The sequence below is a fragment of the Streptomyces spororaveus genome, assembly GCF_016755875.1.
Lineage (GTDB): Bacteria > Actinomycetota > Actinomycetes > Streptomycetales > Streptomycetaceae > Streptomyces > Streptomyces spororaveus.
In genome coordinates, this window is sequence record NZ_BNED01000005.1 from 1,684,887 (window position 1) to 1,696,335 (window position 11,449).

General features: G+C 73.0%; 8 protein-coding genes. 4 read left to right on the forward strand and 4 right to left on the reverse strand.

The window, feature by feature from the left end; translation table 11 throughout:
• The first annotated feature begins 46 nt into the window (after positions 1 to 46).
• The 3 genes from Sspor_RS10405 (at position 47) to Sspor_RS10415 (ending at position 3,672) form a co-directional block, all read left to right on the forward strand.
• Positions 47 to 1,633, forward strand: coding sequence for a YfcC family protein (locus Sspor_RS10405; protein ID WP_202198793.1), 1,587 nt, complete (start codon positions 47 to 49; stop codon positions 1,631 to 1,633).
• A gap of 63 nt (positions 1,634 to 1,696) precedes the next feature.
• A complete protein-coding gene (locus tag Sspor_RS10410) occupies positions 1,697 to 3,022 on the forward strand; it encodes a sensor histidine kinase (protein WP_202198794.1) in 1,326 nt (441 codons plus the stop codon).
• Positions 3,010 to 3,672 (forward strand): response regulator transcription factor, encoded by a 663-nt coding sequence (locus Sspor_RS10415; protein ID WP_202198795.1) that lies wholly within the window; start codon positions 3,010 to 3,012, stop codon positions 3,670 to 3,672. The genes Sspor_RS10410 and Sspor_RS10415 overlap by 13 nt, the downstream gene beginning before the upstream one ends.
• Positions 3,673 to 3,713: 41 nt before the next feature.
• On the opposite strand, the gene Sspor_RS10420 is transcribed toward Sspor_RS10415, so the two are convergent.
• From Sspor_RS10420 to metG, 4 genes are all read right to left on the reverse strand, one after another.
• Positions 3,714 to 4,466 carry a hypothetical protein gene (locus Sspor_RS10420; RefSeq protein ID WP_202198796.1) on the reverse strand — a complete coding sequence of 251 codons (753 nt, stop codon included), beginning with the start codon at positions 4,464 to 4,466 and terminating at the stop codon, positions 3,714 to 3,716.
• Between the two features lie 27 nt (positions 4,467 to 4,493).
• Positions 4,494 to 7,088 (reverse strand): bifunctional serine/threonine protein kinase/MFS transporter, encoded by a 2,595-nt coding sequence (locus Sspor_RS10425; protein WP_202198797.1) that lies wholly within the window; start codon positions 7,086 to 7,088, stop codon positions 4,494 to 4,496.
• Positions 7,089 to 7,128: 40 nt separating this feature from the next.
• Positions 7,129 to 8,400, reverse strand: a complete 1,272-nt coding sequence (locus Sspor_RS10430; protein ID WP_202198798.1) for a glycosyltransferase 87 family protein — start codon at positions 8,398 to 8,400, stop codon at positions 7,129 to 7,131.
• Positions 8,401 to 8,570: 170 nt separating this feature from the next.
• The gene (gene metG, locus Sspor_RS10435; RefSeq protein WP_202198799.1) at positions 8,571 to 10,286 is read right to left on the reverse strand and encodes a methionine--tRNA ligase; all 1,716 of its coding nucleotides are present in this window, start codon (positions 10,284 to 10,286) and stop codon (positions 8,571 to 8,573) included.
• Positions 10,287 to 10,735: 449 nt separating this feature from the next.
• Here metG and Sspor_RS10440 point away from each other — a divergent pair, with 449 nt between their 5' ends.
• Entirely contained in the window at positions 10,736 to 11,338 is a 603-nt protein-coding gene (locus Sspor_RS10440) for an RNA polymerase sigma factor (protein WP_237403796.1), read from the forward strand.
• Positions 11,339 to 11,449: the final 111 nt, after the last annotated feature.

The following is an 11,449-nucleotide window of genomic DNA, read 5'->3' on the forward strand; positions in this document are numbered from 1 at the left end:
GCCCCGCTCCATGATCGGGGGAGCGGACCGGCGGACCCCTTCAGGGATGGTGGCGGATGGAACCGGACAGCCGAGGCACCCGTTGAGCACCGCGCCCCCGGCCCCTGCCGGTCCGGCTCCGGCCCCGGCCCCGCCCCCGGAGGAGCCCGCGGGCAAGGGGTTCGGCTTCCCGAGCGCCCTGACCGTGCTGGCCGTGGTCACGGTGGCGGTCTGGCTGCTGGCCTTCCTCGTCCCCGCGGGCCGGTACGACCGCAACGACAGCGGTGCCCCCGTCTCCGGCACCTACCACGAGGTGCCGGACACCCGGAGCTTCACCGACCGGCTGAACGACCTCTTCCTCGCCCCCGTGAACGGCCTCTACGGCATCCGGGACGAGAAGACGGGCGAGGTCGGACCCGCCTTCAGCGGCGAGCTGTACGGCAGCGCGGGCGTCTTCCTCTTCGTCCTCGCCATCGGCGCGTTCATCACCGTCGTCTTCGCCACCGGCGCCCTCGACCGCGGCATCGCCCGCCTCGCCCACCGGCTGCGCGATCGCGGCACCCTGCTGATCGCCGCCGTGATGCTGGTCTTCTCCGTCCTCGGCACCGTGGAGGGTTTCGCGGAGGAGACCCTCGGCTTCTACGGTCTGCTGGTGCCCATGATGCTGGCCCTCGGCTACGACCGGATGGTCGCCGTCGGCTCGGCCATCCTGGGCGCGGGGATCGGTGTCCTGTGCTCCACCGTGAACCCCTTCGCGACCGGCGTGGCCTCGGCGGCCGCGGACATCTCGCTGGGCGACGGCATCGCGCTGCGCTTCGTGATGTGGGTGGTCCTGACGGCCGTGACCATCCTCTACGTCGTCCGGTACGCGAAGCGCGTCGAGAAGGACCCGGCCCGGTCCGTGTGCGGCTTCCTCCCGGGCGACCGGGAGCAGAAGGCCACGGGGGCCGAGGAGACGGCTCCCGAACTCACCCGGCTGCACAAGCTGGTGCTGGTCCTGGTGACGCTGGTGTTCGGCTTCATGATCTTCTCGGTGGTCCCCTGGGCCGGTGCGCTCACCGGGGAGGCGGAGGCGACCCCGTACGCCTGGGAGCTGGGCTGGTCCTTCCCGGAGCTCTCGGCGCTGTTCCTGTGCGCCGCGGTGCTGGTGGGGCTGGTGGCACGGATGGGCGAAGCGAAGATCAGCGCCACGATCATCCAGGGTGCCGCCGACTTCATCTCCCCGGCCCTCGTCATCATGCTGGCGCGCGGGGTCACCGTCATCATGAACAACTCGAGGATCACCGACACCGTCCTGCACTCCATCGAGGACGTGGTGACGGGCACCTCCTCCGCGCTCTTCGCGGTGATCGTCTTCCTGGTCAACCTCCCGCTGGCCTTCCTGATCCCCTCCACCTCCGGCCACGCCACCCTCGTCATGCCCATCCTGGCCCCGCTGGCCGACTTCGCGGGCGTCTCCCGCGCGCTGGCGGTGACGGCCTGGCAGTCGGCCAGCGGCTGGATGAACCTCTGGGTCCCCACCTCGGCCGTGACCATCGGCGGTGTCGCCCTGGCCAAGGTCGGCTACGACAAGTACCTGCGCTTCGTCTGGCCCCTGCTGGCCATCCTCCTCGTGCTGATCTGCGGCTTCCTGGCGCTGGGCGCGGCGATGTGACGGACCGCCACCGCACCCCCTGACCGGCGGAACGCGTGCGGACACCCCTTAGTCTGGGGAGACATGTCCCGATCCGCGCCCCTCCCCGAACCGGCCGACTCCGAACCGGCCGGCCCCGCGCCCGTCACCGTCCTCGCCGCGATACGCCGGCCGCTGCGGTTCCTGGGCTCGTGGTGGCCCTGGCGGTGCTGGGCGTACCTGGGCAGCGGGTTCCTCATCGGCTATCCCGTACTGGTCGTCCTCGCCCTGCTCGTCGGGCTCGGGGTGGTGCTGGCGCTCGTCGGGATCGGACTGCTGCTCCTGCTGGGCGCCGTCGTCGCCGGGGTACCGCTGGGGGCGCTGGAGCGGTGGCGGCTGCGGTGCGTGGAGCCCGAGCCCGTACCGGACCCGCACACCTCGCTGGCCGGAGCGGGGCCCGCGGCCTGGCTGCGAACGCGGCTGCGGGAACGGGCCACCTGGCGGGAGTTCGCGTACGCCGCCCTGCTCGGGCCGGCCTTCGGGGCGGCCGGGTTCGCCGTGATGACGCTGCTGGCCTTCTCCCTGATCCTCGTAGCGACCCCGGGGATCGTCTGGGCCATCGCCCCGGACCACGTGATGCTGATCCCCGGCCGGCCGGTCTCCGGGCCGCTGGAGGCCCTGGGCGGCACGGCCGTCGGACTGGCCGGGACGGTGCTGGCGGCGTACGCGGGCGCCCTGCTCGCCGGGGCCCAGGTGAAGACGGCCCGCCTGTTGCTCGGACCGCGGACGGAGACCGACCGGATCCTGGAGCTCACCCGCTCCCGGGTCCGCCTGGTCGATGCCTTCGAAGCCGAACGGCGGCGCATCGAACGGGACCTGCACGACGGCGCGCAGCAGCAGCTGGTCGCCCTCAGCATGACCCTGGGCCTCGCCGAGCTGGAACTGCGCGGGATCCCGCAGGCGACCGGAGCCGCCGACCTGGTGGCGCGCGGCCGCGGCGAGGCCAGGGTCGCGCTGGAGCAACTGCGTGACCTGGTGCGGGGTATCCACCCGCAGGTCCTCACCGACCACGGGCTCGCGGCGGCCGTGGCCGAGGTGGCCCTGCGCCATCCCGTACCGGTGACGGTGGACCTCGACGTGCCGCGGCTGGCCGAACCGGTCGAGGTCACCGCGTACTTCACGGTCACCGAAGCCCTCGCCAACGCGGCCAAGCACAGCGGTGCCTCGCGTGTCGCCGTCGTCGGTAAGGTCGAGGGTGACCGGCTCACTCTCACCGTCACCGACGACGGCCGCGGCGGCGCCGACCCGGGCGCGGGAGCGGGCCTGGCAGGACTCGCGGACAGGGTGGCGATGTTGAAGGGCAGGCTGGTGGTCTCCAGTCCGGTGGGCGGACCGACCCGGCTCCGGGTGGAGGTCCCGTGCTCCGGCTGATCCTCGCCGAGGACTCGGTACTGCTGCGCGCGGGGCTGACGGAACTCCTCACCCGCGGCGGTCACCAGGTCCTCGCCGCCGTCGGGAGCGCGGAGGAGCTGGTGCGGGCGGTGGAGGCGCAGCGGCCGGACGCCGTCGTGACCGACGTGCGGATGCCGCCGGGCTTCCGCGACGAGGGCCTGCGGGCCGCGCTCGAACTCCGCGCCCAGGACCCCTCGTTGCCCGTGCTCGTGCTCTCGCAGTACGTGGCCACGGCCTACGCGACGCAGCTGCTCACGGGCGCCTCGGCGGGCGGGCTGGGCTATCTCCTGAAGGACCGGGTCGGCGAGGTGGCCGAGTTCCTCGACGCCCTCCGGCAGGTCGCCGAGGGGCGTACGGTCATCGACCCGGAGGTGGTACGGGTCCTGCTCAGCCGGCAGTCCGAGGACCGGCCGCTGGCCCGGCTGACCCCGCGCGAGCGGGAGGTGCTGACCCTGATGGCCTCGGGCCTCAACAACCAGGCCCTGGCGGCACGGCTGTTCATCACCGAGGCCGCCGTCGTCAAGCACGCGTCCAGCATCTTCATGAAGCTCGACCTGGACGCCACCGAGGGCAACCGCCGGGTGCTGGCGGTCCTGGCCCATCTTTCGGGCCAGGAGGCCGAGGCGTAGGCCGGCACACGGTCACGGTCACGGGTTCACGGACTCACGCCTCAGGAGCAGGAGCGCACCGCGTCGTCCCAGGCGCCGGGGCTGCGGTAGTGGTTCGTGTGTCCCGCGGCGAGCACCTGGCGCAGCTCGGCGCGGTGCCGGGTGTCCGCCGGAAGGTCCAACCGGTCGAGGAGGGCCAGTGCGGCGGCCGGTTCCAGATCGCCGTACACATCGTGGAAACCCGCCCGGAGACCGCGGAAGAGGGCCGGGTGCAAGGCGGGCAGCCGTAGGGCGGTGCGGTACGTCGGCTCCTTCACGGACCAGGGCACCGGGCCCGAGCACTCCAGGACGCGACGGGCTCGCCGGAGCAGGGCTTGCGAAGGTTCGGCCACCACGTGCTCGATGTCGTTGCCGAGTACCTCGGCGAAGGCCGTCGCGGAGGTGGTGCGGTCCTCGAACCAGTCCACCCACAGTGAGTAGGTCACGGCCTCGACCTCCTTGTCCGCCTCCAGGCGTCGGCGGTAGCCGTCCCACAGGACGTCGGCGGGGAGGGGGCCCTCGGAGCTGTCGTCCGCGAACCGGATCTCGCAGGTGACCCAGTACTCGCCGAGGAGGTCCAGCAACCCGAAGGCCAGCCGCAGCTGGTCGGCGGTGTCCAGGTCCTCGGCGAACACGTCACCGGCCCAGGTGTGCGCCACGTCGTTGGCCGTGAGCAGCACGTCCGGCTTCTCGTGGCTCACCCACCCGTCGCGCACCTGGCCGACGCCCTGTTCAGCCAGCCAACGCCGCGCCGCCTCCACCGCTCCACCGTCCATCCGGAAAGTATGACAAGCGGCGCGACATCAGAACGGGACGGCCTGGTTCGAGTCCCCCCGCCCGGCCCCGGACCGGATCAGGAGGGCGGCCGGGAGGGCGAGGAGCAGGAGGGCGCCGACCCCGCACCAGAGGGTGGTGGTGTAGGAGCCCATCAGCCGGGCGAACACGTCCGTGTCTTCCGAGACCTGCTCCATGCGGCTCACCAGGACGGTGCCGAGCACCGCCCCGCCGACCGACTGCCCCAGGTGGTGGGCCGCGCCGAGGGCCGCCGAGGCCGCGCCGGCGTGTTGCGGAGCCACCCCGGTGGTCGCGGTGGCGTAGAGCGGGACGAGGGCCAGGCCCAGGCCGACGCCGGTGAGGAGCATGCCGGGCAGCACCCCGGTCGCGTAGGTGGCCGCACCCCCCAGACTCGCCAGCAGGGCCAGCCCGAGAGCCGTGATCACCAGGCCCGGCAGGACGAGGGCACGCGGCGCGAGGCGGGGCAGCAGTCGGGCGGAGACCTGGGTCGCGGCCACGAGGGCCGCGGCGGCCAGCGGCAGGTGGGACGCCCCGGAGGCGGCCGGACCCTCGCCGCGGACCTGCTGGGCGAAGAAGCCCAGGACGGGGAAGAGGGCGACGACGGCGGCGCCGGTGACGAGGAGGGCCAGGAGGGAGGCGAGGCGGCTCCGGTCGGCCAGGACGTACGCCGGGAGCAGCGGGCGGGACGTTCTCGTCTGCCGCCACAGGAAGGCGGCGAGCAGCACGACGCCGCCCACGAGCGGCAGCAGGTTCCACGTGGCGGCCCAGCCTCCCGTCTGGACCTCGGCGAGGCCGTAGGACAGGGCGGCGGATCCCGCTGTGCCGAGGAGCACGCCGGGTCCGTCGAAGCGGGCGCCGGTGCGGCCGGGACGGTCGGGCAGCAGGGTGAGCGCGCCGATCAGGGCGAGTACGGCGAGCGGTACGACGGACCACAGGGCCCAGCGCCACGCCAGGGTCTCGGCGAGCCATCCGCCCGTGAACACGCCCAGCGCGCTGCCGCCCGCGGCGACGGCCGCGTAGATCCCGAAGGCCCGGCCGCGTTCGCGGGGGTCGGTGAACGCGGTGGACACCAGGGACAGTGCGGCCGGGACGAGCAGGGCGGCGAAGGCGCCCTCCAGGGCGCGCGCGGCGATCAGCAGCCCGGAGGCGTCGGCCGCGCCGCCGAACACGGCGGCCGCCGCGAACCCGATCAGACCGGTCACCAGCATGCGCCGGGCCCCGAGCAGGTCGGCGAGGTGCCCGCCGAGCAGCAGCAGTCCGCCGAGGGCGACCGGGTAGGCGCTGAAGACCGGGCCCATGCCGCCGGCGCCGACGGCGAGGTCGGCATGGATCTGCGGCCCCAGCAGGCTGAAGTGCGCCGCTTCGGCCAGCACCAGCAGTTGCGTCAGGGCAAGGACGGCGAGGCCCCACCACCGCCTGGGGTGCGGGGGTGCGGGAACGGACGGGTCGCCGGGGACCGGACCCGGGGGCGGGCCGAAGCCGTGCCCGGGGCCGAAGGGACCGGGGGTCGCGGGGGCGTACGCGGGTGGCGGAGGCGGAGTCCGGTACGGGGAGGCGTCCTGCCGGGACTGCGCCGGTACGAGGCGGGGATCCTGCTGCACGGCGGGTACTCCCCCGGCGGGTGCCCCGCCCCCGGCCGCCGCCCCGCCACCGGCGCCGTCGCCGGCCCCGCCCGCGGCCCCGCCGCCCGCTCCTACGGGCGACGCCGGGGCGTAGTCCAGCAACCGCGCCGCATGGCGGCCGAGTTCGGCCAGTACCGCGCCCGGCAGCCATTCCCCGGCGGCGTCCGCCGCCGTACGCGCTGCCACTTCCTCCGGGGTGGGCCGCTGGGCCGGGTCCTTGTGCAGGCACGCGCCGACGAGGTCGACCAGCGACTCCGGTACCCCGGTCAGGTCCGCCTCCTCCTCGGCGATCCGGAAGAGGTGGGCGTTCAGACCGGTGTCCCGGGCGCCGAAGAGCATGCGTCCCGTGGCCGCGTACACCAGGACCGCGCCGAGGCAGAAGACGTCGCTGGCGGGGCTCAGTTCGAGACCGCGGACCTGCTCCGGGGACATGAACCCCGGCGAACCGATCAGCATGCCGGTGCGGGTGTGCAGGCTGTCCCCGGTCAGGCTGTCCATCGCCCGAGCGATGCCGAAGTCGATGACGCGAGGCCCGTCGACGGTGACGAGCACGTTGGACGGCTTCAGGTCTCGGTGGATCAGGCCCGCCTCGTGCACGGCACGCAGGGCGAGGGCGAGCCGGTTGGCGAGGGTCCGTACCGAGTCCTCGGGCAGCGGACCGAACTGCCGGACGACCACGGTCTGCAGGTCGGGCCCCGGGATGTACTGGGTCGCCACCCAGGGCACGTCGGCCTCGGTGTCGGCGTCGAGCACCGCCGCCGTCCAGCTGCCGCCCACCCGCCGCGCGGCGGCCACCTCGCGGGCGAACCTCCGGCGGAATTCGGGGTTCCCGGCGAACTCCGCCTGGACCACCTTCACGGCTACGGTACGACCGCCCTCGGAACGGCCCAGGTAGACCAGGCCCATGCCGCCCGCGCCCAGCCGGGCGATCAGGCGGTACGGTCCGATACGGTTCGGGTCTTCGGCGAGCAGCTGATCCACGACCGGAACGATAGGGCAACTATCCGAAAGGCGGGGGCCGTCAGGCGAAATGCCCTCCCGACCGCTCGTTCCGCCGCTCGTTCCGCCGCTCGTTCCGCGCCGTCCCCGGCCCGTCCGACGGCTGGATCCGGAACGAGCCGGTCACCACGCGCGAGACACCGGGCACGGTCACCGAGCGGGCCCAGACCGACAGCAGGACCGGCAGCGCCAGGTAGCCGAAGCGGCCCGCCGGGGCCAGGAGGAAGGCCAGCGTGAGGCCGAGGGCGAGGCGGTCGGCCGCGGCCACCACCGTACGCGGCGGCCGCGCGAGCAGGGAGAGGGCCACCACGAGGCCTCCCGCCAGCAGCAGCCCTACGGTCAGGCACCAGCCCCAGGAGCCCAGTTCGGCCAGCAGACGACCGGGCAGCGGGCTGCTCGCCGGGGTCGGCACCTGCGCCCGTCCCGTGGGGAAGGCGAACACCTGCCGCCAGAGCTCGGCCGGCTGGAGCAGCGCCGCCGGCAGCACCAGCAGCGCCGTGCCGCCGGCCGCCACCAGAGCGCAGCGCACCGCGGGCCGGCCGCCCCGGCAGGCCGCGAGCAGGGCGACGGCCACCGCGACCGCGGGCAGCGCCGTCCACTTCAGGGCGCAGGCCCCGGCGAGGGCCGCCCCGGCCAGGACGGGCCGCCCGGTGGCGGCGGCCGCCAGCGCGAGGCAGCAGAGCCCGGACAGCGGCAGGTCCACCCCGCTCACCACCAGGGGCAGGGCCACCACCGGCGAGGCGACCAGGAGGGGCAGCAGGCCGCCCGGCCCACCGTGCCGCCCACCGCTCGGCCCCCCGCCCAGCAGCCTCCGGGCCGACCACAGGCACCCGAACAGTGCGGCGGCGCACCAGATCCGGGCGTCCCCCAGCAGCCGCACCACCCAGCCGTCACCACCGGCGTCACCTCCGAGCAGCGCCCGCGGTACGCCGAGCAGGGCCATGCCCGGCAGGTAGGGGGTGTACTCCCCGACCACCGCGGGCTCGTCGACGTAGAGCCGGCCGGACTCCAGCAGGAGCCGTCCGGACCGTTCCACGACCGTCACCTCGGACTGCCCCTGGCCGGTCAGGACCAGCCACAGCAGCGGTACGGCCACGGCGCCCACCAGGGCGGCGGCGAGCGCCACGCGACGGCGGCCGAGAGCGGTGGCCACCGCGGCCCCGAGGTATCCGGCGGCGGCGCAGCATCCCCACAACCGGTGCGGCGCCAGGGAGGAGAGCATCGGGAAGGACAGCGCCCACGCGGCGGCGCACAGCCAGCCGGTGGTCCACCGGGCGGTACGGGAAAAGGTCATGGCCCCATTCCAGCCGCGCGGCCCGGCCCGGTCTGCACAGCCAGGTGGACGGTTCGCGGTGGGGTTTCCCCTACCGGGGCAGCCCGGCCGGCGGGCATGCGGAAGGGGCACGACCCCACCGGGTCGTGCCCCTCACTCGCTTGTCACTCGGCCCGCGGGGGCCTCGGGGCTCAGGCCTCCGGGCTGCCGCCGAACCGCTCGCGGTAGGACTCCAGGTCCTCCTCGGTGACCCGCGCGAACAGCACCGGCGGCACGGTGAACGGGGTGCCGGCCGCGACGGCGTCCAGGGACCGGGCCTGCTCCGGGGTGATCCACGTGGCGGTGTCGTCGGCGAGCGCGAACGAGGAGCGCATGGCGCGCGCCGAGGCCGGGATGAACGGCTCGGAGACCACCGAGTAGAGGTGGATGAGGTTCATCGCGGTGCGCAGGGTGAGCGCAGCGCCCTCCAGGTCGGTCTTGACCTCCAGCCAGGGGGCCTTCTCGTCCAGGTACGCGTTTCCGGCCGACCACAGGGCACGCAGGGCGGCCGCGGCCTTGCGGTACTGGAGGGCGTCCATGTGTCCCTCGTACTCGGCCAGCAGCGCGGCGATCTGCTCGCCGAGCTTGGCCTCGGCCTCGCCGGCGGGGGAGCCCGCGGGGACCTCGTCGCCGAACTTCTTGCGGGAGAAGGTCAGTACGCGGTTGACGAAGTTGCCGAGGGTGCCGCCGAGGTCCTTGTTGACCGTGGTGGTGAAGTGCTCCCACGTGAAGGACGAGTCGTCGGACTCCGGCGCGTTGGCGATGAGGAAGTAGCGCCAGAAGTCGGCCGGGAGGATCTCCAGCGCGTGGTCGGTGAAGACGCCGCGCTTCTGCGAGGTGGAGAACTTGCCGCCGTAGTACGTCAGCCAGTTGAAGGCCTTGACGTAGTCGACCTTCTTCCACGGCTCGCGGGTGGCCAGCTCGGTGGCGGGGAACATCACCGTGTGGAACGGGACGTTGTCCTTGGCCATGAACTGGGTGTAGCGGACGTCCTCGGCCTCGTACCACCACGACTTGTAGTCGCGGTTCGCCGGGTCCAGGTCGGCCCACTCCTTGGTCGAACCGATGTACTCGATCGGGGCGTCGAACCAGACGTAGAAGACCTTGCCCTCGGCGGCGAGCTCGGGCCAGGTGTCGGCCGGGACCGGGACACCCCAGTCGAGGTCACGGGTGATGGCGCGGTCGTGCAGGCCCTCGGTCAGCCACTTGCGGGCGATGGAGGAGGCGAGCTGCGGCCACTCCTCCTCGTGCTCGGCGACCCAGGCCTCCACCTCGTGCTGGAGCTTGGACTGCAGGAGGAAGAGGTGCTTGGTCTCGCGGACCTCCAGCTCGGTGGAGCCGGAGATGGCCGAGCGGGGCTCGATCAGGTCCGTGGGGTCCAGGACGCGGGTGCAGTTCTCGCACTGGTCGCCGCGGGCCTTGTCGTAGCCGCAGTGCGGGCAGGTGCCCTCGACGTAGCGGTCCGGCAGGAAGCGGCCGTCGACGGGCGAGTACACCTGCCGGATCGCGCGCTCCTCGATGAAGCCGTTCTCCTGGAGCTTGCGCGCGAAGTGCTGGGTGATCTCGCGGTTCTGAGCGGAGGAGCTGCGGCCGAAGTAGTCGAAGGACAGCTCGAAGCCGTCGTAGACCGCCTTCTGGGCGTCGTGGGCCTGCGCGCAGAACTCGGCGACCGAGATACCGGCCTCCTTGGCGGCGAGTTCGGCGGGGGTGCCGTGCTCGTCGGTGGCGCAGATGTAGAGGACGTCGTGGCCGCGCTGGCGGAGGTACCGGGAGTACACATCCGCCGGAAGCATCGACCCGACCATGTTGCCCAGGTGCTTGATCCCGTTGATGTACGGAAGCGCGCTGGTGATCAGGTGTCGAGCCATCCTCGGATGCTCCATTTCCTCTGTGCGGTGCAACGTGACGTGACGGATTGTGAATGCGGTTCATCGTATCGAACCGCCGAAAGACCACGCGCCGCATTTGTTCGTGGGTGGACGTAACGCAAAAGCGAGGGCAGTGACCTCTCCGTCACGGCCCTCGCGATCAGGCCCATGTTACAGCCGGACCGCGGCGCACCCGACCGGCGTCCACTGCGGCACCGGCAGCGGGCATATGCATACGTGCTGGCTGGAGCCGCGGGTGATCGAGATCGATCACGAGCCGATCATCCACGACGTATTGCTTCCAGGTTTCTTCTCTGCGCCCTCCGAGTGCGCCCGCGCTGCTTTCCTGTTCAGCGCACAGGGGAGGAGGTGGAGCGGTGAACGATGGCGGACCGGAGGAGTCCGGTGGGGCCGTGGGGCTGCCGAGCCGGCGTCGGCAGCCGACTCCCATGAGCCAGTGGGATCCGACGGCGCGCCTTTCGTACTGGGCCTTCCACACCAACCGGCGGCCGGCGTACATGCGCTTCGCGTATCTGCAGCTGGGCTCCGACGCGGCGGCGGAGGCGGCGGTGGACGCCGCCTTCGACTCGATCATGGGCGAGTGGCTGCGGATGCTGCACATGGACCGGCTCGACGCCTACGCCTGGACCGTCCTCAAACACTGCCTGGCCGACCGGCAGCGCAGGCGCCATCCGTGGCAGCAGCGGCCCGAGCCGATGGACATCAGCGCCTTCGAGGCCGCCCTCAAGGAGGCCCACGCCGACCAGTACGAGGTCCTGACCGACACCATCCGCTTCTACTCCGCCGTCTCCCGGCTCGCGGAGCGGCAACGCGACGCCGTACTCCTGCGGTACGGGCTCCAGTGCACCCCCGGCGAGGCCGCCGCCGTGATGGGCGTGGACGAGGCCACGGTCCGCTCCTACCTCGGACAGGCCCACCGGCGGCTCGCCCGCCTGCTCGCCGCGTCCGCCGGGTCACCGGAACCGGCGGAGCCACCGGAAGCACAAGAAGCACAAAAAGCACCGGATTCTCCTGAATCAGCCGAATCATGAGGCGCTACGAACGGCAGGAGCGACAGGACGGCGACCCGATCCCCCGCCCCCTGGCCGAGCTCCTCGCCCGGGCGGGCGTCCGCGACCGCTACCGGCACTACGACCTCGGCG